This is a genomic window from Methylobacterium brachiatum, assembly GCF_900113845.1.
GTDB lineage: Bacteria > Pseudomonadota > Alphaproteobacteria > Rhizobiales > Beijerinckiaceae > Methylobacterium > Methylobacterium brachiatum.
The window spans coordinates 187012-209167 of sequence record NZ_FOQW01000013.1; the positions used below are offsets into that span (position 1 = coordinate 187012).

A 22156-nucleotide genomic window follows, 5' to 3' on the forward strand; every position below is an offset into this window, starting at 1 on the left:
CGCATACGGCTAAGCTGAGATTGGCAAGGCCGATCTCTCTAGGCAAGCTCGGCCTTTACGTCGCGAGTGTGGCCGAAACCGTGCGGCGTCCGGATCGGGCGGCGGATCCGAATGGGCCGCAGATCCCCGGGATCGCGGCACGCTTTGCCTTCGGGTCGTCGCCCGGTCCATGTAGCGGCCCATGATCCGCCTCATCCCCAGCCTGCCCGCTTTCTACGTCATCGCGCGGGGGGCGTGGCCCCTGCCATGGCCGCTCGCGCTCAAGCTGGGCTTGGCCGGCGTCTTGCTGGTCGCGTCCCAGTACCACCTGTGGAGCCGGATCTCCTCGGGCTCGGTCTTCGCGCCCGAATTCCCCCGCCCGGTGGTGGTGCTGTTCAACTGGGCGTTCGGCGCGATCGCGTTGGCGGCCCTGATGCTGCTCGCCCTCGACGTCGTGGCGCTGGCATCCCTGGCCCTCCCCGGGGGTGGTTGGGCGATCCCCACCGCCTGGCGCTACGCGGCTGCCCTCGCGGCGGCGCTCCTCGCGGCGATCGCGGTGCGGCAGGCCGTGCGCGTGCCGCCGTTGAAGGACCTCACCGTCGCGATCGCGGACCTGCCCCCCGGCTTCGACGGCTACACGATCCTGCACCTCACCGACCTGCATATCAGCCGGCTGTTCCCGGCCGCCTGGGCGCGGGCCGTCGTCGCGCGCGCCAACGACCTCGAGGTCGACCTGATCGCGGTGACGGGCGACTTCATCGACGGCTCGCTCGCGTCCCGGCGGGACGATGTCGAGCCCTTGCGCGCCTTGCGGGCGCGGGACGGCGTCTGGGCCGTGCCGGGCAACCACGAATACTTCTTCGATCACGATGCCTGGATGCGCCACCTCGCGGGGCTGGGGATCCGCATCCTCGCCAACGCCCACACGGTCCTGCGGCGCGACGGCCATGCGCTGGTGCTGGCGGGCGTCACCGATCGCTCGGCCCCCGCCACCGGCCATCCGGGGCCCGACCCGGAGGCCGCCCTGGCAGGGGCCCCGGCGGGCGCGCCGATCGTGCTGCTCGATCACCAGCCGGCCCGGGCCGCGCGGGCCGCGTCGCGTGGGGTGGCGCTGCAGCTGTCGGGGCATACCCATGGCGGCATGATCCGCGGCCTGGACCGGCTGGTGGCGCGCGGCAATGCCGGGTTCGTCTCCGGCGCGTACCGGGTCGGGGGCATGCTGCTTTACGTCAGCAACGGCACCGCGCTGTGGCCCGGCTTCGCCCTTCGGCTGGGTCGCCCGTCCGAGCTGACGCGGATCACCCTGCGGCGGGCGTCGTGACGCGGATCCGAAGCTGACGGCCGGGTGAGGCGGCCGATTGCCCGGTCGCCTCCCGTCACCCCCCGATCCGCAGCACCTCGGTCCGGTCGCCCACCTGCGCGAAGGCGGCCGGGTCGGCGCCGGTCATCCAGACCTGGCCGGGCAGCGCGTCGAGGGCCTCGAACAGGCCGGCCCGGCGGCGCGGGTCGAGATGCGCCGCGACCTCATCGAGCAGGATCATCGGGGCGATGCCGCTCATCGCCCGCACCAGCCGGGCATGGGCCAGGACCAGGCCGATCAGCAGGGCCTTCTGCTCGCCCGTCGAGGCGGTGCCGGCCGGGACGTCCTTGGGGCCGTGCCGGACCACGAGATCGGTGGTCTGCGGCCCCGTGAGGGTGCGGCCGGCGGCCCGGTCGCGGTTGCGGCCGTTGCGCAGGGCCAGCCGGAAGCGGTCCTCCGCCTCGATCGCCGGCCAGACCGCCACGAGGTCGTCGAGGTCGCCCTCCAGCCGGATCGACGCCCAGGGGAAGGGCTGCGCGTCATCGCGGGTCTCGGCGATCAGACGGTCCAGGCGCTCGGCGGTCTCCCGGCGGGCGAGCGCCACCGCGACCCCGAGCTCGGCCACCTCCCGCTCGACCGCATCGAGCCAGCGCCCGTCATCGGGCCGGTCCTCGAGCAGCCGGTTGCGCGAGCGCAGGGCCCGCTCCATCGCGGAGACCCGTGCCCCGTGGCCGGCATCCACCGCCAGGACCAGCCGGTCGAGGAACCGGCGCCGGTCGCCGGCGGCGCCGCGGAACAGGCCGTCGAGATCCGGGGTCAGCCAGACCACCCGGACGAATTCGCTGAACGCCACCGGCGAGGGGGCGGGGGCGCCGTCGATCCGGCACAGCCGGCTCGAGCGCCCGTCCGGCCCCGGCGGCTCAAGGCCGGTGCCGAGGCGATGCTCGGCGCCGTCCCGGTCCAGGGTGAGCGACACGGCGAAGCCCCCCGGGCCGTCGGCGCGCGCCATCGCGGCGAACTCGGCCCGGCGCAGGCCCCGCCCCGGCACGAACAGGGAGATCGCTTCGAGCAGGTTGGTCTTGCCGGCGCCGTTCTCGCCGACCAGGGCCACGAAGCGGGCGCCGGGGTTGAGTTCGAGATCGGCGTGATTGCGGAAGTCGCGGGCGATCAACCGGGTAAGGCGTGTGGATCCAGCGGTGTCGAGTTCACTCATAAGGCGGCACGTTGGACCGATCGCGCGCTGAGTGCAGCACGCGATCGATCAAGATTTGGTCGTCGAGGACGCGATGAAGGATCAGGTAAGATCGGAATATGAGGATCCGTACGGTGAGAGCAATCTCCGGCGCGGGCCTGCCCATCATCGGCTGCCGACCGAGCGCCTGACATCGGGTGCGCAGCTCCGCGACGAAGCTGCGAGCGCGGGCGGGATTGTCAGCCGCGATGAAGTCACCGATCTCGCGCAGATCGGCTCGGGCACGTCGCGACACGACGACAGGCTTCAAGGAGCAGCCTTCTCCATGGCGGCATAGCGCGCCTCCAAGGCATCCAGCGTGGCGTCGAGCGGTTCGTAATCTCCACTCTCGACGCCCTCCCGCCAAGCCTCGCGCATCGTCCCAAGGCGATCCTCGTGCTGGAGCAGCAACGCGACACCGGCGGCGACCGCCTCCTCCGGTGAACCGTAGCGACCCGCCGCGACCAGACGATCGAGCGAGGCTTCCTGAACGGGGTCGAGGATGACGGCTTTCGGCATGGCGGCCTACGACTACACCCGCATCGGCATCAGCACGTACAGGGCCGGCGCACCCTCGCGATCCTGGATCAGGGTCGGCGAGCCCGGGTCGGCGAGCTTGAACAGGGCGGTGTCGCCCTCGAGTTGCGCGGTGATGTCGAGCAGATAACGAGCGTTGAAGCCGATATCGAGGCCTGCCGCCTCGTAATCGACGTCGAGCTCTTCCGTTGCGCTGCCCGAATCCGGGTTGTTGACCGAGAGCGCCAGGCGCCCCTCGGTGAGCCCGAGCTTCACGGCGCGGCCGCGCTCGGACGAGATCGTCGAGACCCGGTCCACCGCCTTGGCGAAGGCGTCGCGCTCCACGGTCAGCCGCTTGTCGTTGTTGGCCGGGATCACCCGCTGGTAGTCGGGGAAGGTGCCGTCGATCAGCTTGGAGATCAGGGTCAGGCCGCCGGCGAAGCGCAGGCGGATCTTGGCGGGCGACAGGTCGACCGCGACGGTCTCGCCGCCATCGTCCAGGAGCTTCTGGATCTCGGCGACCGCCTTGCGGGGCACGATCACGCCGGGCATGCCGACGCTGCCCTGCGGGGCCGGGATCTCGACCCGGGCGAGCCGGTGACCGTCGGTGGCGACCGCGCGCATCACTGGGCCGCTCTCGGTCTCCAGCGTGTGCAGGTAGATGCCGTTGAGGTAGTAGCGCGTCTCCTCGGTGGAGATCGCGAACTGCGTCTTGTCGATCAGGCGCTTGAGGTCGGCGGCGGCGACCTCGAAGCCGTGCGGCATCTCGCCGGCGGCGAGATCCGGGAAATCGCCCTCCGGCAGCGCGCCGAGCGCGAAGCGCGACCGGCCCGAGCGGATCGTCATCTGGCCGGATTCACCGCCGGTCTCCAGCGAGACCTGGGCGCCGTCGGGCAGCTTGCGCACGATGTCGTAGATCACGTGCGCCGGCACCGTGGTCGCGCCGGGATCGGCCACGTCGGCCGGCACGCTCTCGGTGACCTCGATATCGAGGTCGGTCGCGCGCAGCTGCAGGCTCGAGCCGTCCGAACGCAGGAGCACGTTCGACAGGATCGGGATCGTGTTGCGGCGCTCGACGACCCGGTGCACGTGGCCGAGCGACCTGAGCAGGGCCGCGCGCTCGACGGTGACTCTCATCGCAGTACTCAAGTGATGGGGGAGGGCGCCGCGGCCGGCATCCCTCACGAAAACAGGCCGATCAGCTTGGCGAACGGGGCGGGCGAACGCAAGGCCGCTGCGCGGGCCTCACACAGCTACGCCGTCCGCGGGGCGGATTCAGGGTTCCCGCCGGGGCCGCCCCGTGCGAAAGCGCCGCGTTCAATCTGAAGCGGCACCGTACCGCCCGAGCACCAACAGATCATGCTGCAGACTGTCGAGACCGCAGGCCCGGGCGGCGCCGCACCGAGTGCCAGCCCCGGTCGCATCCTGGCCGCGAGCTTTGTCGGCACGGCGATCGAGTTCTTCGATTTCTACATCTACGCCACGGCCACCGCCCTGGTGATCGGGCCGGTCTTCTTCCCACCGGGCGCCCCCGGGGTGCAGCAGCTCAGCGCGTTCGCGACCTTCGCGATCGCGTTCATCGCCCGGCCGTTCGGGGCGGCCCTGTTCGGGCATTTCGGCGACCGGGTCGGCCGCAAGGCGACCCTGGTGGCGTCCCTGCTGATCATGGGCGTGTCCACCGTCCTGATCGGCTGCCTGCCGACCTACGCCACCGCCGGCTGGTGGGCGCCCGCCGCCCTGTGCGTCCTGCGCTGCGGCCAGGGCATCGGGTTCGGCGGCGAATGGGGCGGGGCGGCCCTGCTAGCGGTGGAGAACGCGCCGCCGGGCAAGCGTGCCTGGTACGGCATCTTCCCGCAGCTCGGCGCACCGGTCGGCTTCATCCTGGCCAATCTCGGCTTCCTGTGCCTCAGCTTCGGCCTGACGCCCGAGAGCTTCCAGGCCTGGGGCTGGCGCCTGCCGTTCCTGGCCTCGGCCGCCCTGGTCGGCGTCGGGCTCTATGTCCGCCTCAAGCTCACCGAGACGCCGGCCTTCAAGGCGGCGCTGACGGAGGCGCGGCCCGAGCGCGTGCCCTTCGCGACGATGCTGACCCATCACGGCCGCGCGGTCCTGATTGGCACCTTCGCCATGGTGGCGGTCTACGCGGTGTTCTACCTCTCGACGGTCTTCGCCCTGGGCTACGGCACGGGGACGCTGGGCTACACCCGGCCGACCTTCCTGCTGTTCGAGTGCATCGCGGTCTGCTTCATGGCGATCGGGACCGTGATCTCCGGGGCGGCGGCCGACCGGTTCGGGCGCAAGCCGGTGCTGCTCTCCGGCATGGTCGCGGTCTTCCTGCTCGGCTTTCTGATGGGTCCGATGCTCGGGAACGCGGCCGCCGCCGGGACCTGGCCACCGGTGCTGGGCTTCCTGTGCCTCAGCCTCCTGACCATGGGCTGGGTGTTCGGCCCGATGGGCGCCGTGCTGCCCGAGCTGTTCCCGACCCGGGTCCGCTACACGGGCGCGTCGGTGACCTACAACCTCGCCGGGATCCTGGGCGCCTCGGGCGCGCCCTACATCGCCCAGGAGCTGGCCTCCTATGGCGGGATCGGGTTCGTCGGCTTGTACCTGGCCGTCGCCGCGGTGCTGAGCTTCGTCGCCGTCCTGGCCATGCGCGAGACCGCGCACGACTGACGGTCCCGGCCGGCAGGGACGGATCGGTCAGGCGCGGATCGGGACGGCCGGCTCGTAGCGGCCGAGGAACCGGGTCCGGTCCCACAGCTCAATCGCCTCGTCCGTGGCCATGGCCCGGGCGCGGCGGCGCGCCTGCGTGTCGTCCTGGGCCGGAACGACCTCGGCCGAGAATACGCGTCCGGCACGGTCGAGCTTGAACGCCCGATAGGCGCGGCTTCGCTGAGCGGTCTGTGCATCCAGGTTGAGCATCGGATCCTCCTCTGAGGTCCGAGCCTTCCGGCATTCGGTTAACCGTCCGTAAACGGCCGCCATCAGCTCCGCTTGTCGAGAGGCCGGCCCAGCAGGCGCGCGAACTCGGCCTCGATCTCCTCCACGGAAAACGGGTTGCCGGCTGCCTTCGGCTCCGGCCGCGGAGCCGGCGCGGGCTCGGCGGGCGGTTCGGCCGGGGGCGGCGGGGCGGGCGGCGTCACGCGCGCGGAGGTCCGGGGGGCCGGCGGCTTGAGCACCGGCGGCGCGACCGGAGACGGCTCGGCCGATGCCGCAGGCGGGGATGACGGCGCCGGGCGCGGCGGCGGGGCCGGGGGCACGGGGGCAGGGGGCACTGGCGCGGGCGGCGGAGTGGGCGGAAGCGGCGGCGCGGAGGCCATCATCGCCGCCACCGGGTCCACCGGCTCGGGCGCGGGCGTCGGTTCAGGCGCGGGTGCGGGAGCCGGGGCCGGCGCGGGCGTCACCGCCGAGGACGGGCGCGACAGGGCGGCCTGAAGCTGCCTTGCCATGTCGGAGAGCACCGCCGGATCGACGGACCGGCGCTCGGACGGCACGATCAGGCTCGGCGCCGCGCGGGCGGGCTCGTCGCGCTCGGGCACGGGGTCCGGCTTGCGCTCCGAGGCCGGATTGGGCCGCGGCTCGGCCAGCGGCGGTGCGGTGCGGCTCAGGATCCGCCGGGGCGAGAGCGTCTCCCGCAGCGGCGGCGGAGGCGGTGGTGGGGCCGACGGCGCGGGCTCGGCAGGGCGAGGCTCGGCGGCGCGGGGCTGCGGAGCGGCGGGGGTCGAGACCTCCTGTCCCGGCTCGTCGCCGCCCAGCAGGTTGACGTCGAGCGGGAAGGTCACCGGCGGCGCGGCGGCCGAGCGCGGGACCGGCGGCGGCACGACGACCGGCATCTCGAAGCCCGGATCGAACAGCGGCTCGGAGCGGCGGCCCGCGATCTCGGCCAGGGCCCGGGGCGGCTCGGCCAGGCGTCCGCCCTGTGCCAGCGGGTCCGGCAGCGGCTCGGCCATCGGCTCCGACCCGGCGTCGGAGCGCAGGGTGGCCTCGGGCAGGGGGCGCTGGGTGCGCTGGATGTTGCGCTCGACCACCACGTCGTTCGGGCCGCCGACCAGCAGCAGGTGCTCGACATTGTCCCGGCGCAGCAGGATCAGCTGCCGGGCGCGGTCGAGCTCGTACACGTCGACGATCCCGAGCCGGGGCTGGCGTCCGCGGGCGGGCGTGCGCCCGGGCAGGGCCAGGCTGCGACCGGTCAGGCGGCGCACCGTGAACACGATCGCGGCCAACGCCGTGAAGATGACGGCGAAGATCACGACATACTGGACGATGGGGGAGCCCTCAGAACCGAACACGGATTGCAGCCATTGCAAGGTTACGCACTCGCACGTTTCGGCCGCCGCAGGGCCGCGCCCGGCACGAGCCTCGCTCATACCACGCCGGCGGGCCTGCAAGGCAAACGACGTTAAGACTTCGTTAACAGGCCCTTAAGTTTAGCGCCATCAAGACAAGAGGTTGTGAAGCACCGTCCGCCGCCATCCCCAGGAACATGGCCGGCGGGCCGCACGGTGGCGGCCCGGGCCGGGGCCGGCCTCGCCCGCGCTTAACCATGCATTAACCAAGCAGGCGGCAGATTTTGCCGAGCCCGCCCGATCCCGCGCGGCGTCGCGAGACCGGAGGCGAACGTGGCCCTGACCGACCTGCCCGTCCTGGGGATGCTGCGCACCCGGATGCAGTGGGCGCAGGCACGCCAGGGCCTGATCGCCGAGAACGTCGCCAACGCCGACATGCCGGGCTTCAAGCCGCGCGACCTGGCGGAGCTGCGCTTCGACCGGGCCACCGGCACCGCAATCAACGCCTCGCCGGGCCTGGCGCTGACCAGCCCGGCCCATCTCGCGCCCCCCGGCCAATCCGAGGCGGGGGCCGATGCCAAGGGCGCCAAGCGCTTCGAGATCCGCCCGAACGGCAATGCGGTGAACCTCGAGGACGAGATGATGAAGGCCGGCGACAACCAGTCGGACTATCAGCTCGCCGCCTCGCTCTACCAGCACAGCCTGACCACCCTGAAGATCGCCATCGGCAAGAGCTGACCGCGCCGGAACCGAACCGGACGTGTCGTCGACAAGCGGCGGAGGAGGGCCCTGAGCCATGGAATTCAGCAAGTCGCTCACCGTGGCGGCCGCCGGCCTCAAGGCGCAGTCCGGCCGGATGCGGATCATCGCCGAGAACATCGCCAACGCGGATTCCGCCCCGGCCTCGCCCGGGACCGAGCCCTATCGCCGCAAGATCCCGTCCTTCACCAGCCACATGGATCCGGAGACCGGGGCCAAGCTGGTTGAGGCGGGCCGCGTCCGGCGCGACCCCTCCGCGTTCCGGACCAAGTTCGAGCCCGGCAACCCCGCGGCCAACGCCCGGGGCGAGGTGCAGATGCCCAACGTCAACGCGCTGATCGAGAACATGGACCTGCGCGAGGCTCAGCGCTCCTACGAGGCGAACCTCAACATGGTGACGTCCACGCGCAAGATGCTGTCGCAGACGCTGTCGATCCTCAAGTGAGCGCGCAAGTGAACGCGAAGGAAGCCTAGTCGATGGCGACGAGCAATTTCGCGGCCGGTGCCTACGCCGCCGTCCAGGGCATGGCCAACGGCCGCCCGGCCCCCAAGGTCCAGTCGACCGGCGAGGCCGGCGGCAACTTCATGCAGCTCCTCGGCAACGCCCTCGACAATGTCGGGGATGCCGGGCGGCGGGCCGACGGCCAGGCGATCTCGGCGGCCTCCGGCAAGGCCAACGTCGTGGACGTGGTCACCGCCGTGGCCGAGAGCGAGACCGCCCTGCAGACCATGGTGGCGGTGCGCGACCGCATGATCTCTGCCTACGAAGAGATCATGCGGATGCAGATTTGAGCATGGGCCAGCCGGATCCCGGATTTCCCCTGCCTCCCCTTTGAGCAACACGCCCCATGACCGGCCTGGCCATCCTCGACGTCGCGCGCGACGGCATCTTCGTCTTCCTCAAGGTCGCCGGGCCGCTGATGCTCGTTGCCCTCGCGGTCGGTCTGATCGTCTCGCTGATCCAGGCGCTGACGCAGGTCCAGGAGCAGACCCTGATCTACGTGCCCAAGATCGTGTCGGTCTTCGCCGCGCTGCTGCTGATGCTGCCGTTCATCGGCGACGCGATGGCCGGCTACATGACCCGCATCGCCGCCCGCATCGCGGCCGGCGGCTGATGGCGACCGGCGGCGGGACAGGGGCGGCGCGCGCATGCCATAGGGGCGGCGATGAACCTGCTCCTGCCCGGCATCGCCTCGGCCTATCTGATCACCTTCGCGCGGGTCGGCACGCTGATCATGCTGATGCCCGGCGTCGGCGAGCAGATGGTATCACCGCGGATGCGGCTGGCCTTCGCGCTGCTGACCACGTTGGTGCTGTTCCCCAGCGTGCGGCCGCTGCTCGGCGGCACCGAGGGCCTGGCCGGCCCCCGGCTGATCGGGCTGCTATTCGCCGAGACGATCGTCGGGCTGGTGCTCGGCCTGTCGGTCCGGATGGTGCTGGCCGCCCTGCAGACCGCCGGCCTGATCATCTCGCAGCAGCTCGGCCTGGCCTACGCCATGACGGTGGATCCGAGCTACGGCGGGCAGCAGGCCGCGCTGGGCAACTTCCTGTCGCTGCTCGGCGTCACGCTGATCTTCGCCGCCGACCTGCATCATCTCGCCATCGAGGGCCTGGCGCAGAGCTACGTGGTGCTGCCCCCGGACGGGGTCCCGGCCTTCTCGGACGCGCTGATGCTGGCGCTCAAGGCGCTGACCCGGGGCTTCACCCTGGCGGTGCAGATCTCCGGGCCGTTCATCGCCTTCGGGCTGCTGTTCAACCTCGGGCTGGGCGTGCTGTCGCGGCTGATGCCGCAATTGCAGGTGTTCTTCCTCGCGGTCCCGGCCTCGGTGCTCGTCGGCATGCTGATCCTGATGGGCTCGCTCGGCGTCATGATGGGCGTCTTCCTGGACGATCTCGGCCGGTATCTCGGCGAGTTCGTCGGGCGCTGAGCGTCCCTGTGCACTGAGGTCGAGCAGACAAGATGGCCGAGGGCGCGGAGCAGGAAGACAAGACCGAAGAGCCGACCCAGCGGCGGCTCGATCAGGCGATCGAGCGCGGCGACGTCGCGACGAGTGCCGAGATCAACACCTTCGCGATCCTCGGCGCCTTCACGCTGGCCCTGGTGATCGCGGCCCCCAGCATCGCCCAGAGCCTGACCCAGGGCCTCAAGGCCTACCTCGCCAACGCCCACACCCTGCCGGACGACGCCACCGCCATGAAGCAGGCGGCGACCCGCGGCCTCTGGCTGTGGCTGCAGGCGGTGGCGGTGCCGGTCGGGATGGCGGCGGCGGCCGGCCTCGCCGCCGGGCTGCTCCAGCACCCGCTGGTGCTCACCACCGAAACGCTGATGCCGAAATTCGACCGGATCTCGCCGATGGCCGGGGTCAAGCGGCTCATGGGGATCGAGGCCCTGTTCCAGTTCGGCAAGGGTCTCGCCAAGATCGGCGCGGTCGGCATCGTCGGTGCCGTGCTGCTCTGGAACGACCGCGACCGGCTTGAGGTGTTCGCCCGGCTCGACCCGGCCGGGAGCCTGTCGGCGATCCTCTCCCTCAGCCTCCGGCTGCTCGCCGGCATGCTGTGCATGCACCTCGCCATCACGCTCGGCGACGCGTTCTACGCGCGCTTCCGCTGGCGCAAGCGCCACCGCATGTCGAAGGAGGAGATGAAGCAGGAGATGAAGGAGGCGGACGGCAACCCGGAGGTCAAGGGCCGCATGAAGCAGCTGCGCATGGCCCGGGTGAAGAAGCGGATGATGGCCGCCGTCCCGACCGCCACCGTGGTGGTGACCAACCCGACCCACTACGCGGTGGCCCTGCGCTACGAGGCCGGCATGGCCGCGCCGATCTGCGTCGCCAAGGGCGTCGACGCCCTGGCCCTGCGCATCCGCACCGTGGCGGCCGAGCACGGCGTCGCGGTGATCGAGAACCCGCCGCTCGCCCGCGCCCTGCACGCCACCGTGGAGATCGACCGCGAGATCCCCGCCGAGCATTACCGGGCGGTGGCGGAAGTCATCGGCTTCGTCCTGCGCCTGCGCCGGCGGGCGGCGTAACACTGGCGCCGCCAGACCTGCGCCGGCGCGGTCTCGAGACACTGAGGTCTCCACCTGGACAAGGAGCCGACGCGAAGGCTTCAGAGGAGCGGCCGGCGGCAAGCCCCGCTCACCGTGAAGACGTCGCTTTCCGACCGTACAGCTCTGGGCATGTCGGGGATCCGTCAGGAGAGTCCGGCATCCATCCTTCTGAGGCCAAGCCACCTGTCGAAGTCGCGATACAACTCGTCGAACGTGACGAGGATCAGCGTGAAGCTGTCGGCCTTGACCTTGTTGCGCCGCCACTCCCACCGATCCTTGCGGACTGAGGTCGATAAGGAGGTGGAGCGGCCGATGACGAGCACGCCTACGATATTGGGCCGCTCGCCGCCGAAGGCGTCCACGTAATCGGCGGTCGTGCGATAATGATCGAGCGCCCAGGTCCAATCGACGACTTGGCTGAATCCCTTTTCGAAGGCGCGTGCCCATGTGTCGATACCGCGCCCGCCATCTTCGAAAATATGCCGGCCGGACGCACCCTCGAACTCAACCAAGCAAATATTGTCGGTCCCGGCGCGGCGGACGGTGAGATCAGTCCGGAAATGGGGGAGAATCCGGAACTCCCGCCTGATCAGATCGCCGATGCCCAGACGGGAATTGTACTGCCCCATCAGGGCGCAGAGGTTGGGCCAGGTCTTGAAATTGGCGAGCACCTGATCGCGCTCGGCAAGATCGGCGTTGGTGTCGAGGAGGAGCCTGAATTCCGCGAGTTCGGCCTCCGCGTTGGTCAGACGGAAGTCGTGGACGTCGAAATAGGGCTTTGCCATCAGTCTCGGGCGACGATCGAGGTGATGACGATCGAATCGCCCTCATTCTCGAAGAGCACGCGCAGATCGCCGGCAGGCGCGACGAAGGCGTTGTCGACCCCGACGATCTTCCTGACCTTCGCCTCGTCGAGCACGCTCGCCTTGATCGTCGCCAGCGCGGCTTCGGCCTGGGCCTTGTCGAAGGGGTGCAGCGACGCGATCATGTTCGCTGCCGTATTGCTGACGCGGACGCGCGGGCTGCCTGAACCCGCCTCCTGTCGCCGTGCCGTGGCCATCGCCGACTCCCCTGTCCTCGATAGGCAAACGCAATATGGGGTCTGCCGAGACGGCCGTCCATGGCACCGGCGTGCCACTCCGTCTCCGAAGGCGCGGAAAAGCCACGCTTCCTCCACCTTTTTTTGCGAGGCTGCACCACGGCTTGGCGCGACACGACCGACGCGACGAGAGTGATGCCGTGCTGCCCGAGCCCTGCTATGGCCGGCGGGCCTAACCGGGTGATTGTTCTGGAATGATGCCGATGGCCGACGTCACTGGACCTCCGGCGCCCGCGACGGGCTCGCAGATCTCGGGTTCTCACGGGAACGGCGCGATCGACCGCTCGGAGCAGCCGGGCCGCGTCGGGCTGCTGCTCGTGCTCGCGGGTCTGCTGGTCGGAGCCGCCATCGGCCTGTCCTTCGTGGCCAACGAGCAGGCCCAGTCGCTGATCGTCTGGCTGCTCGCCCTGCTGGCGATGGCCGGCGTGTTCTTCCTGTTCGCGCTCGCCATCGGGGCGCTCCAGCTCAGCGGCACCGCCACCCGGGACGACATCACCAAGGGCATCGTCGACGCCTCGCCGGACGGGGCGCTGGTGGTCGAGGATGGCGGGAGGCTGATCTACGCCAACGAGGCCTATCTGCGGGTGGCCGGCGGCGACGCCTTCTCGAACCTCGTGCCCGTCGAGCGCATCCTGGTCGGCTCGCCGGAAGTCTCGGAGGCGGTCTACCGCCTGTCGCAGGCCTCGCGCGACGGCCGGGCGCACACCGAAGAGATCCGGATGTCGCCGCCGCTCGGGCCGCAGGCGCATGAGCGCGGCTTCGGCTGGTACCGGGTCTCGGTGCGCCCGCTGGCGCGCCCGCGCCGGGCCGCCTCGCTCTGGACGGTGGCCGACATCACCGCCGAGCGCGAGCGCCAGGAAAACGTCTTCCAGGAGCTCCAGCACGCGATCGACTATCTCGACCACGCCCCGGCGGGGTTCCTGTCGATCGATCCGGCCGGCGCGATCGTCTACATGAACGCGACGCTGGCGGCCTGGCTCGGCTACGACCTGGCGAGCGTCGGCCCCGGCGGCCCACACCTCACCGAGATCGCCCCGGAGGCCGACGTCCTGGTCCGCACCGCGGGCCTGCCCGGCGAAGTCCGCACCGACCGGTTCGACCTCGACCTGCGCCGCCGCAACGGCCACACCCTGCCGGTGCGGCTCTACCACCGGGTCGCCTTCGGCAAGGACGGCAAGCCCGGCTCCTCGCGGACCTTCGTGATCAACCGCTCGGCCGGGGCCGAGACCGACGAGCCGCAGCGCGCCGCCGAGGTGCGGCTCGCCCGCTTCCTCAACAATTCGCCGATCGCCATCGCGACCCTCGACCGGTCCGGCCGGATCGCCCGGGCCAACACCTCGTTCACCCGTCTGTTCGGCACGGTGCCGCGCCAGGCCGACGAGGGCGGCCCCGAGGGGGAGGGCAACCAGGGCGCCGAGCCCAACGTCGCCGACTCGGTGGTCGACCGCGCCTCCCTGGAGGCCGGCCTCGCCCGTGCGGCGAGCGGCCTGTCCGACCCGGAGCCGATCGAGGTCCAGCTCAGCGGTCCGGGCGGGCGCTCGGCGCGGCTCTGGCTCAGCCCGGCCGACAGCAGCGACGCCACCCACCAGGCCGACGAGGCCGAGCGCGTGATCCTGTACGCCCTCGACACCACGGCGCAGCGGCAGCTGGAGCAGCAGGTCGCCCAGGCGCAGAAGATGAACGCGGTCGGCCAGCTCGCCGGCGGCATCGCGCACGACTTCAACAACGTGTTGCAGGCGATCATCGGCTACTCGGACCTGCTGCTGGCGAGCCACCGGCCGACCGATCCGGCCTTCCAGGACATCATGCAGATCAAGCAGAACGCCAACCGGGCGGCGGGCCTCGTCCGCCAGCTCCTGGCGTTCTCCCGCCGCCAGACCCTGCGCCCGGAGGTGATGAATGTCGGGGAGGGGCTCTCGGAGCTGACCCTGCTGCTCAAGCGGCTGCTGGGCGAGCGCGTCGCCCTGGAGCTGAAGCACGGCCGCGACGTCTGGCCGGTCAAGGCCGACGTCAACCAGTTCGAGCAGGTGATCGTGAACCTCGCGGTCAATGCCCGCGACGCGATGCCGGACGGCGGCAAGCTGATGATCCGCACCGAGAACGTCACCGATCCGGGCCCGGCCGCGACTGTGGACGGGCGGGGCGGGGCGCCCGCGGGCGACCACGTGCTGATCGAGGTGCGCGACACCGGCCAGGGCATCCCACCCGAGCTGATGGAGAAGATCTTCGAGCCGTTCTTCACCACCAAGGAGATCGGCAAGGGCACCGGCCTCGGCCTCTCGACGGTGTTCGGCATCGTCAAGCAATCCGGCGGCACCATCGACGTCCAGTCGAAGATCGGGGAGGGGACCGCCTTCCGCATCTACCTGCCGCGGCACGTGCCCGTGGCGGAGCCCGAGGAGGCCGCCCCCGCGATCCCGGCCCTGCCGCGGGCCGACCTGCCGGCGCCCGGCCAGGCGCCGGCCAAGCCCACCGGAACCGGCGAGGCCGCCGAACGGGCTGCCAAGACGAAGGCTCCGGAGAAGCCGGCCCCACGCAAGCCCGCGGCCGACCATACCGGGCAGGGGACGATCCTGCTGGTCGAGGACGAGGATCCCGTCCGGGCGGTCAACAGCCGGGCGCTCTCGGCCCGCGGCTACACGGTGCTGGAAGCGGCTTCCGGCCTGGAGGCCCTGGCGATCGTGCGCGAGGGCAGCCAGCCGATCGACCTCGTCGTCTCCGACGTCGTGATGCCCGAGATGGACGGCCCGACACTCCTGCGCGAGGTGCGCAAGCACCAGCCGGACCTGAAGGTGATCTTCGTCTCCGGCTACGCCGAGGACGCGTTCCGCAAGAACCTGCCCGAGGGCGAGGCCTTCAACTTCCTGCCCAAGCCCTTCAGCCTCAAGCAGCTGGTCGAGACCGTGAAGAAGACCATGGCAGCCGACTGACGCCGCGACCGCGACCGACCCGGTGGAGAACCTGCGCGCCGCCCCCACGGGGCGGCGTTCTCGTATCCCGCACCCTTGCCGAAATAGAACAAAACAGGTACATAGACGCGGTGTTGCCGCGCGTTGTGAATGGCGCGCAACCCCTTCATAAGGAGCCCGCCAGATGGCCCAGCCTGCATTGAAAGTGGTCGACATGCCCCCGGTGGACAAGGACAAGTCCAAGGCGATCGACGCCGCCCTGTCCCAGATCGAGCGCGCCTTCGGCAAGGGCTCGATCATGCGTCTGGGCAAGAACGACAAGGTGCAGGAGGTCGAGACGATCTCCACCGGCTCGCTCGGCCTCGACATCGCCCTCGGCGTCGGCGGCCTGCCCCGCGGCCGGGTCGTGGAGATCTACGGCCCCGAATCCTCCGGCAAGACGACGCTGGCGCTGCACACCATCGCCGAGGCCCAGAAGAAGGGCGGCGTCTGCGCCTTCGTGGATGCCGAGCATGCCCTCGATCCGGTCTATGCCCGCAAGCTCGGCGTCAATCTCGACGACCTGCTGATCTCGCAGCCCGATACCGGCGAGCAGGCCCTGGAGATCACCGACACGCTGGTGCGCTCCGGCGCCATCGACGTGCTGGTGGTCGATTCAGTCGCCGCGCTGACCCCGCGGGCCGAGATCGAGGGCGAGATGGGCGAAAGCCAACCCGGCCTCCAGGCCCGCCTGATGAGCCAGGCTCTGCGCAAGCTCACCGGTTCGATCTCGCGCTCGAACTGCATGGTGATCTTCATCAACCAGATCCGGATGAAGATCGGCGTGATGTACGGCAGCCCGGAGACCACCACGGGCGGCAACGCGCTGAAGTTCTACGCCTCGGTGCGCCTCGACATCCGCCGCATCTCGACCCTGAAGGATCGGGACGAGGCGATCGGCAACCAGGTCCGCGTCAAGGTCGTGAAGAACAAGGTCGCGCCGCCGTTCAAGCAGGTCGAGTTCGACATCATGTTCGGCGAGGGCGTGTCGAAAGTGGGCGAGCTGATCGATCTCGGCGTGAAGGCCGGCATCGTCGAGAAGTCCGGCGCCTGGTTCTCCTACAACAGCCAGCGTCTCGGCCAGGGCCGCGAGAACTCGAAGGGCTTCCTGCGGGACAACCCCGAGATCGCCGGCAAGATCGAAGCCTCGATCCGCCAGAATTCCGGACTCGTGGCCGAGAAGATCCTGGAGAACGCCAAGCCGACCGACGACGAGCTCGACGAGGGCGAGGCCTGAGAGCTTCGGCGCATCGCAGGCTTCCAAAGGGCGTCACGCCCTTTGGAGGCTTCGGGACAGCGTCCTGATCCGTCGGGGAAACCCAGCAGCAGGGCCTGCCTCGAACCCGCAGACGCCACGGACGCGTCGGGCTGAATCCAACCCGACGCGTCCGCTTTACGACCGACATCAGAAACGACAACGCCCGGCACGAATCCGGCCCCGTAAGGGTCGAACTTCGTCCGGGCGTTCGTCGTTCTGGAGGTCCCAAAGGTCGGGACGGCACCGTCAACGGTGCATCAGCCCAATCTCAAGACATCCAGCCCCGTTGAGGCGGACGCGGAAACCCGCAGCCGCCGATTCCCGTGTATCAGGCGGCTTCGCCGGTCTCGGCGACCGCGGCAGCCTGGTCCTCGACCAGCTTCCAGGTCTTGGTCTTCGAGAAGGGACGGCACTCCTCGATGAACACCGTCTGCCCGACCTTGGCGACATTCGCCTCGTCGTGGGCATGGTAGTTCTTCGAGCGGCGCACAGTCTTCTTCATCACCGGGTGGGTGAAGCGACGCTCCACCTTCACCACGATGGTCTTCTCGCCCTTGTCGCTGACGACGGTGCCCTGCAGGACGCGCTTCGGCATGGTGTTCTCCTAAGCCCTTCGTCAACTCTTGGACGCCTGCAGCGTCTTCGAACGCTGCAGGGTGCGGACGCGGGCGATGTCGCGGCGGACCTCACGGACGCGGGCGACGTTCTCGAGCTGGCCGGTGGCCCCCTGGAAGCGCAGGTTGAACTGCTCCTTCTTAAGGTTCAGCAACTCGTCACTGAGCTGATCCGGCGACAACGCCTTCAGATCAGACACTCTCTGGGTCGACTTCACGATAGCCTCCGTTCAGTCGGCGATGCGTTGGACGACCCGCGTGCGGATCGGGAGCTTGGCGGCGCCGAGGCGCAGGGCCTCCTTGGCGATGTCTTCGGCAACGCCGTCGACCTCGAACATGATCCGGCCGGGATGGACGCGAGCGGCCCAGTAATCCGGGGCGCCCTTACCGGAGCCCATGCGGACTTCGGTCGGCTTCGAGGACACCGGAACGTCCGGGAACACCCGGATCCAGACACGGCCCTGGCGCTTCATCTCGCGGGTGATCGCGCGGCGGGCCGCCTCGATCTGCCGGGCGGTGACGCGCTCGGGCTCCACCGCCTTCAGGCCGAACTGGCCGAAGTTCAGCTCGAAGCCGCCCTTGGCCGCACCGTGGATGCGGCCCTTGAACTGCTTACGGAAGCGAGTCTTTTTCGGTTGCAGCATGGCTTCCTACCTTACGCGTGCTCGCGCTCGCGGCGTCCGCGCTCGCGGCCGCCCTCGCCATCGCGCTCACGGCGTCCGCCGGAGCGGCCGCCCTCTTCCTGGGCCTTCTTGTCCTGGGCCATCGGGTCGTGCTCAAGGATCTCGCCCTTGAACACCCACACCTTGATGCCGCAGGTGCCGTAGGTCGTGAACGCCGTGGCGGTGCCGTAATCCACGTCCGCACGCAGCGTGTGCAGCGGGACCCGGCCCTCACGATACCATTCCTGGCGGGCGATCTCGGCGCCGCCGAGGCGGCCCGAGCAGTTGATGCGGATGCCCTCGGCGCCGAGACGCATCGCCGACTGCACGGCGCGCTTCATGGCGCGACGGAAGGCGACGCGGCGCTCGAGCTGCTGCGCGATCGAGTCGGCCACCAGGGTGGCGTCGATCTCGGGCTTGCGCACCTCGACGATGTTGATCGTCACGTCGGCCTTGGTCATCGTGCCGACGAGCTTGCGCAGCTTCTCGATATCCGCGCCCTTCTTGCCGATCACCACGCCCGGACGACCCGAGTGGATGGTGACGCGGCACTTCCGGTGCGGACGCTCGATGACGATCTTCGAGACGGCGGCCTGCTTCAGCTGCTTCATGAGGGCGGCGCGGATCGCGACGTCCTCGTGCATCAGCTTGGCGTACTCGCCCTTGCCGGCGAACCAGCGGGAGTCCCAGGTCCGGTTGATACCGAGACGGAGACCGATCGGATTGACTTTCTGGCCCATGAGATCCTCCTTAAGCCGCTTCGGCCTGGCGGACTTCACGAACCACGATGGTGAGGTTCGAGAAGGGCTTCAGGATACGGGCGCCGCGACCGCGGGCGCGGGCGTGGAAGCGCTTGAGCACGAGGGCCTTGCCCACGAACGCCTGGGACACGACGAGGTCGTCGACGTCCAGGTCGTGGTTGTTCTCGGCATTGGCGATCGCGCTCTCGAGGCACTTCTTGACCTCGGTCGAGATGCGCTTGCGCGAGAACTCCAGGTCGGCCAACGCGGTGTCGACCTTCTTGCCGCGGATCATCTGCGCCACGAGGTTCAGCTTCTGCGGGCTCACGCGCAGCATGCGCGCGACCGCCTTGGCCTCGTTCTCGGGGAGCGCGCGGGGGGTGGCTTGCTTGCCCATCTCAGCGCCTCTTCGCCTTCTTGTCGGCCGCGTGCCCGTGGAAGGTGCGGGTCGGCGAGAACTCGCCGAACTTGTGCCCCACCATCTCCTCGGAGACGTAGACCGGGATGTGCTTCTGCCCGTTGTGCACACCGAAGGTGAGCCCGACGAACTGCGGGAGAATCGTGGAGCGGCGGCTCCAGATCTTGATGACCTCTGAGCGCGAGGAGCCCCGCGCCGCTTCGGCCTTCTTGAAGAGGTAGCCGTCGACGAACGGCCCCTTCCAGAGAGAGCGTGCCATAGCGATTACTTCTTGCGGTTGTGGCGGCTGGACAGGATGAACACGTCGGTCCGCTTGTTGGACCGGGTCTTCTTCCCCTTGGTGGGCACGCCCCACGGCGTGACCGGGTTGCGGCCGCCCGAGGTACGGCCCTCGCCGCCGCCGTGCGGGTGATCGACCGGGTTCATGGCCACGCCGCGGTTATGCGGGCGCTTGCCGAGCCACCGGTTGCGCCCGGCCTTGCCGAGCGAGATGTTCATGTGGTCGGGGTTTGAGACCGCGCCGACGGTCGCGAAGCACTGACCGTGCACGAGGCGCTGCTCGCCCGAGTTCAGGCGCAGCGTCACGTAGCCCTGGTCGCGCCCGACGATCTGGGCGTAGTTCCCGGCCGAGCGGGCGATCGCGCCGCCCTTGCCGATCTTCAGCTCGACGTTGTGGACGATCGTGCCCACCGGCATCGAGCCGACCGGACCGGCATTGCCCGGCTTGATGTCGACGTTCTCGCCGGTCACCACCTTGTCGCCCGGCTGCAGGCGCTGCGGAGCCAGGATGTAGCTCTGCTTCCCGTCGGGGAAGTTGATCAGGGCGATGAACGCGGTACGGTTCGGATCGTACTCGATCCGCTCGACCGTCGCGGCGACACCCGGCTGCTCGCGGCGCTTGAAGTCCACGTTGCGCAGGACGCGCTTGTGGCCACCGCCGCGGAAGCGGACCGTGATGCGACCCAGGTTGTTACGGCCGCCGGAGGAGCTCTTGCCCTCCGTCAGCGCCTTCACCGGCTTGCCCTTGTAGAGCTCACGGCGGTCGACGAGCACGAGCTGGCGCAGGCTCGGCGTGACCGGTTTGAATGTCTTCAAGGCCATCGGCTTGGATCCCTAAAACCCGTCCTCAGAGCCCGGTCGTGACGTCGATCGTGTGGCCCTCGGCCAGGGTCACGATCGCCTTCTTCACGTCGGAGCGCTGTCCGCGGAGACCGCGGAAAATCTTCTTCTTGCCCTTGGTCACGAGGGTGTTCACCGCCGTGACCTTCACGTCGAACAGCTTCTCGACCGCCTCCTTGATCTGAGGCTTGGTCGCCTTGGGGCCGACCCGGAAGACGACCTTGTTCTGCTCGGTCAGGTTCGTCGCCTTCTCGGTGATGACCGGGGAGACGATGATGTCGTAGTGGCGCGGATCGGCACTCATTTGAAACGCTCCTCCAGCGCGTCGACGGCGGCCTTGGTCAGGACGAGCGTGTTACGGCGCAGGATGTCGTAGACGTTGATGCCCTGCACGGGAAGCACGTCGATCTGCGGGATGGCACGCGCGGCGCGGCCGAAATTCACGTCGACCTCGGCACCGCCGATGATCAGCGCGTTGGAGAGGCCCATCTTGCCGAAGCGCTCGATGAGACCCTTGGTCTTGTGATCCTCGATCTTGATGTCGTCGACGACGATCAGGGTCGAGGCCTTGGCCTTGGCCGACAGGGCGTGGCGCAGGGCCAGCGCACGGACCTTCTTGGGCAGGTCGTGGCTGTGGTCACGCACGACCGGGCCGAAGGCACGTCCGCCGCCGCGGAACTGCGGGGCCGAGGCTGCGCCGTGACGCGCGTTGCCGGTGCCCTTCTGCTTGTAGAGCTTCTTGCGGGTCCGGTTCACGTCCGAGCGGTTCTGCACGGCGTGGGTGCCGGCGCGCCGCTTGGCGAGCTGCCAGCGGACCATGCGCTGAAGGAGATCGGCCCGCGGCTCGAGGCCGAAGATCGTCTCGTTCAGCTCGACCGAGCCGGCGCCGGCGCCGTCGAGGGTGGTGACATCGAGCTTCATCACACGGTCTCCTCAGACGCGGCGGCTTCGGGGGCCGAGGTCGAAGCGCCGTTCTCACGGAACTTGCCCGGCAGCGGAACGTCGGCGGGGAGCTTGCGCTTCACCGCATCGCGGATCTGGATCCAGCCGCCGGCGACGCCCGGCACCGCGCCCTCGACCAGGATCAGGCCGCGCTCGGGATCGGTGCGCACGACGCGCAGGTTCTGGGTGGTGACCCGCTCGACGCCGAGGTGACCCGGCATCTTCTTGTTCTTGAAGGTCTTGCCTGGGTCCTGACGGCCGCCGGTCGAACCGATCGAACGGTGCGAGATCGACACGCCGTGGGTGGCGCGCAGACCGCCGAAGTTCCAGCGCTTGATACCGCCGGCGAAGCCCTTACCCGTGGTCGTGCCCGTCACGTCGACGAACTGGCCCGGGATGAAGTGGTCCGCGGTGATCTCGGCGCCGACCGGGATCAGCGCGTCCTCGGACACGCGGAACTCGGCGAGCTTCTTCTTGGGCTCGACCTTGGCGATCGCGAAGCGGCCGCGCTCGGCAGCCGACACGTTCTTCACCTTGGCCTTGCCGACGCCGACCTGGAGGGCGACGTAGCCATTCTTCTCAACGGTGCGGTGGGCCACCACCTGGCACTGATCGATCTTAAGCACTGTGACGGGGACATGCTCCCCCGCGTCTGTGAAGACGCGGGTCATGCCGACCTTCTGTGCGATGACGCCTGAGCGCATAGGTCTCTCCCTCGCGCGATGAAACGGTAAGCTCTAAGTCCCAGCGGGACTCAGAGCTTGATCTCCACGTCCACGCCGGCGGCGAGGTCGAGCTTCATCAGCGCGTCCACGGTCTGCGGCGTCGGATCGACGATATCGAGCACTCGCTTATGCGTGCGCATCTCGAACTGCTCGCGCGACTTTTTGTCGATGTGCGGCGAGCGGTTCACGGTGAACTTCGCGATATGCGTCGGCAGCGGGATCGGACCCCGGATGGTCGCGCCGGTGCGCTTGGCCGTGGAGACGATCTCCTTGGTCGACGCATCGAGGATGCGGTGATCGAACGCCTTGAGGCGGATGCGGATGTTCTGACCGTTCATAATCCTGAAACCTTGAGAGGGACGGCGGGGAGTGCGAGGACAGGTCCCCGCCGCGCCCTGCTAAGGATGCTGTCCTGGCTTAGTCGTTGATGGCGGCGACGACGCCGGCGCCGACGGTGCGGCCGCCTTCACGGATGGCGAAGCGCAGCTTCTCCTCCATGGCCACCGGCACGATC

The 22156-nt window shown here is 69.5% G+C and carries 30 protein-coding genes; 10 read left to right on the top strand and 20 right to left on the bottom strand.

The features are described from left to right. The first annotated feature begins 181 nt into the window (after window positions 1–181). A complete protein-coding gene (locus tag BMZ47_RS18535; RefSeq protein ID WP_091863732.1) occupies window positions 182–1300 on the top strand; it encodes a metallophosphoesterase in 1119 nt (372 codons plus the stop codon). 55 nt (window positions 1301–1355) lie between these two features. Here BMZ47_RS18535 and recF read toward each other — a convergent pair whose 3' ends face one another. The 4 genes from recF to dnaN are packed head-to-tail and all read right to left on the bottom strand — an operon-like array spanning window position 1356 to window position 4163. Further along, window positions 1356–2492, bottom strand: coding sequence for a DNA replication/repair protein RecF (gene recF, locus BMZ47_RS18540; protein WP_091863733.1), 1137 nt, complete (start codon window positions 2490–2492; stop codon window positions 1356–1358). Beyond that, complete coding sequence (locus BMZ47_RS18545) at window positions 2485–2781, bottom strand: type II toxin-antitoxin system RelE/ParE family toxin (RefSeq protein ID WP_208601069.1); 297 nt, start codon at window positions 2779–2781, stop codon at window positions 2485–2487. Before BMZ47_RS18545 ends, recF begins: the two co-directional genes overlap by 8 nt. Further along, complete coding sequence (locus BMZ47_RS18550; RefSeq protein WP_091863734.1) at window positions 2778–3029, bottom strand: ribbon-helix-helix domain-containing protein; 252 nt, start codon at window positions 3027–3029, stop codon at window positions 2778–2780. Before BMZ47_RS18550 ends, BMZ47_RS18545 begins: the two co-directional genes overlap by 4 nt. A gap of 12 nt (window positions 3030–3041) precedes the next feature. Next, entirely contained in the window at window positions 3042–4163 is a 1122-nt protein-coding gene (gene dnaN, locus BMZ47_RS18555; protein ID WP_007562586.1) for a DNA polymerase III subunit beta, read from the bottom strand. Window positions 4164–4385: 222 nt separating this feature from the next. Between dnaN and BMZ47_RS18560 the strand changes: the two genes are divergently transcribed. Beyond that, window positions 4386–5696 carry an MFS transporter gene (locus BMZ47_RS18560; protein WP_091863735.1) on the top strand — a complete coding sequence of 437 codons (1311 nt, stop codon included), beginning with the start codon at window positions 4386–4388 and terminating at the stop codon, window positions 5694–5696. Between the two features lie 27 nt (window positions 5697–5723). On the opposite strand, the gene BMZ47_RS18565 is transcribed toward BMZ47_RS18560, so the two are convergent. Both BMZ47_RS18565 and BMZ47_RS18570 read right to left on the bottom strand, forming a co-directional pair. Next, a complete protein-coding gene (locus BMZ47_RS18565) occupies window positions 5724–5945 on the bottom strand; it encodes a hypothetical protein (RefSeq protein ID WP_091863736.1) in 222 nt (73 codons plus the stop codon). A gap of 62 nt (window positions 5946–6007) precedes the next feature. Continuing rightward, complete coding sequence (locus BMZ47_RS18570) at window positions 6008–7312, bottom strand: hypothetical protein (protein WP_244536859.1); 1305 nt, start codon at window positions 7310–7312, stop codon at window positions 6008–6010. Window positions 7313–7642: 330 nt separating this feature from the next. Here BMZ47_RS18570 and flgB point away from each other — a divergent pair, with 330 nt between their 5' ends. From flgB to flhB, 6 genes are read left to right on the top strand one after another with little or no spacing between them, the layout of a single operon-like run. Then, window positions 7643–8047, top strand: a complete 405-nt coding sequence (gene flgB / locus BMZ47_RS18575) for a flagellar basal body rod protein FlgB (protein WP_007569297.1) — start codon at window positions 7643–7645, stop codon at window positions 8045–8047. A 58-nt stretch (window positions 8048–8105) separates the two neighbouring features. After that, the gene (gene flgC, locus BMZ47_RS18580) at window positions 8106–8513 is read left to right on the top strand and encodes a flagellar basal body rod protein FlgC (RefSeq protein WP_007569295.1); all 408 of its coding nucleotides are present in this window, start codon (window positions 8106–8108) and stop codon (window positions 8511–8513) included. Between the two features lie 32 nt (window positions 8514–8545). Then, complete coding sequence (fliE, locus tag BMZ47_RS18585) at window positions 8546–8860, top strand: flagellar hook-basal body complex protein FliE (RefSeq protein WP_007569293.1); 315 nt, start codon at window positions 8546–8548, stop codon at window positions 8858–8860. A gap of 56 nt (window positions 8861–8916) precedes the next feature. Then, entirely contained in the window at window positions 8917–9183 is a 267-nt protein-coding gene (gene fliQ, locus BMZ47_RS18590) for a flagellar biosynthesis protein FliQ (RefSeq protein ID WP_007569292.1), read from the top strand. Window positions 9184–9234: 51 nt separating this feature from the next. Beyond that, window positions 9235–9996, top strand: a complete 762-nt coding sequence (fliR, locus tag BMZ47_RS18595) for a flagellar biosynthetic protein FliR (protein ID WP_007569290.1) — start codon at window positions 9235–9237, stop codon at window positions 9994–9996. A gap of 32 nt (window positions 9997–10028) precedes the next feature. Then, window positions 10029–11096, top strand: coding sequence for a flagellar biosynthesis protein FlhB (gene flhB / locus BMZ47_RS18600; RefSeq protein ID WP_007569288.1), 1068 nt, complete (start codon window positions 10029–10031; stop codon window positions 11094–11096). Between the two features lie 164 nt (window positions 11097–11260). Here flhB and BMZ47_RS18605 read toward each other — a convergent pair whose 3' ends face one another. Next, on the bottom strand, window positions 11261–11902 hold the full coding sequence (locus BMZ47_RS18605; protein ID WP_091863738.1) for a Shedu anti-phage system protein SduA domain-containing protein: 642 nt from the start codon (window positions 11900–11902) through the stop codon (window positions 11261–11263). After that, window positions 11902–12177, bottom strand: coding sequence for a hypothetical protein (locus tag BMZ47_RS18610; protein ID WP_139221019.1), 276 nt, complete (start codon window positions 12175–12177; stop codon window positions 11902–11904). The genes BMZ47_RS18605 and BMZ47_RS18610 overlap by 1 nt, the downstream gene beginning before the upstream one ends. A 242-nt stretch (window positions 12178–12419) precedes the next feature. On the opposite strand from BMZ47_RS18610, the gene cckA reads away from it, so the two are divergent. Both cckA and recA read left to right on the top strand, forming a co-directional pair. Then, entirely contained in the window at window positions 12420–15146 is a 2727-nt protein-coding gene (gene cckA, locus BMZ47_RS18615) for a cell cycle histidine kinase CckA (RefSeq protein ID WP_091863752.1), read from the top strand. A 193-nt stretch (window positions 15147–15339) separates the two neighbouring features. Beyond that, window positions 15340–16401 (top strand): recombinase RecA, encoded by a 1062-nt coding sequence (recA, locus tag BMZ47_RS18620; RefSeq protein WP_370881393.1) that lies wholly within the window; start codon window positions 15340–15342, stop codon window positions 16399–16401. 349 nt (window positions 16402–16750) lie between these two features. Here recA and rpsQ read toward each other — a convergent pair whose 3' ends face one another. The 12 genes from rpsQ to BMZ47_RS18680 all read right to left on the bottom strand — a co-directional run. After that, window positions 16751–17017, bottom strand: coding sequence for a 30S ribosomal protein S17 (gene rpsQ / locus BMZ47_RS18625; RefSeq protein WP_007569283.1), 267 nt, complete (start codon window positions 17015–17017; stop codon window positions 16751–16753). A gap of 21 nt (window positions 17018–17038) precedes the next feature. Further along, window positions 17039–17254 carry a 50S ribosomal protein L29 gene (gene rpmC, locus BMZ47_RS18630; RefSeq protein WP_050732915.1) on the bottom strand — a complete coding sequence of 72 codons (216 nt, stop codon included), beginning with the start codon at window positions 17252–17254 and terminating at the stop codon, window positions 17039–17041. Between the two features lie 12 nt (window positions 17255–17266). Beyond that, a complete protein-coding gene (gene rplP, locus BMZ47_RS18635; RefSeq protein ID WP_007569280.1) occupies window positions 17267–17680 on the bottom strand; it encodes a 50S ribosomal protein L16 in 414 nt (137 codons plus the stop codon). 11 nt (window positions 17681–17691) lie between these two features. Continuing rightward, window positions 17692–18438 (bottom strand): 30S ribosomal protein S3, encoded by a 747-nt coding sequence (gene rpsC / locus BMZ47_RS18640; RefSeq protein WP_007569278.1) that lies wholly within the window; start codon window positions 18436–18438, stop codon window positions 17692–17694. 10 nt (window positions 18439–18448) lie between these two features. After that, the gene (rplV, locus tag BMZ47_RS18645; protein WP_007569277.1) at window positions 18449–18835 is read right to left on the bottom strand and encodes a 50S ribosomal protein L22; all 387 of its coding nucleotides are present in this window, start codon (window positions 18833–18835) and stop codon (window positions 18449–18451) included. Window position 18836: 1 nt separating this feature from the next. Continuing rightward, window positions 18837–19115: a 30S ribosomal protein S19 gene (rpsS, locus tag BMZ47_RS18650; protein WP_007569276.1), complete on the bottom strand. Its 279-nt coding sequence runs from the start codon at window positions 19113–19115 to the stop codon at window positions 18837–18839. A 5-nt stretch (window positions 19116–19120) separates the two neighbouring features. Then, window positions 19121–19957, bottom strand: coding sequence for a 50S ribosomal protein L2 (gene rplB / locus BMZ47_RS18655; protein ID WP_007569274.1), 837 nt, complete (start codon window positions 19955–19957; stop codon window positions 19121–19123). Window positions 19958–19982: 25 nt separating this feature from the next. Beyond that, window positions 19983–20279 carry a 50S ribosomal protein L23 gene (locus BMZ47_RS18660; protein WP_007569272.1) on the bottom strand — a complete coding sequence of 99 codons (297 nt, stop codon included), beginning with the start codon at window positions 20277–20279 and terminating at the stop codon, window positions 19983–19985. After that, window positions 20276–20896, bottom strand: a complete 621-nt coding sequence (gene rplD / locus BMZ47_RS18665) for a 50S ribosomal protein L4 (protein ID WP_007569271.1) — start codon at window positions 20894–20896, stop codon at window positions 20276–20278. Before rplD ends, BMZ47_RS18660 begins: the two co-directional genes overlap by 4 nt. Further along, window positions 20896–21621, bottom strand: a complete 726-nt coding sequence (gene rplC / locus BMZ47_RS18670; protein ID WP_007569270.1) for a 50S ribosomal protein L3 — start codon at window positions 21619–21621, stop codon at window positions 20896–20898. Before rplC ends, rplD begins: the two co-directional genes overlap by 1 nt. Window positions 21622–21671: 50 nt before the next feature. After that, window positions 21672–21980 carry a 30S ribosomal protein S10 gene (gene rpsJ, locus BMZ47_RS18675; protein ID WP_007569268.1) on the bottom strand — a complete coding sequence of 103 codons (309 nt, stop codon included), beginning with the start codon at window positions 21978–21980 and terminating at the stop codon, window positions 21672–21674. Window positions 21981–22059: 79 nt separating this feature from the next. Next, a partial coding sequence (locus tag BMZ47_RS18680) for an EF-Tu C-terminal domain-related protein (RefSeq protein ID WP_452312096.1) occupies window positions 22060–22156 on the bottom strand: 97 nt, incomplete at its 5' end.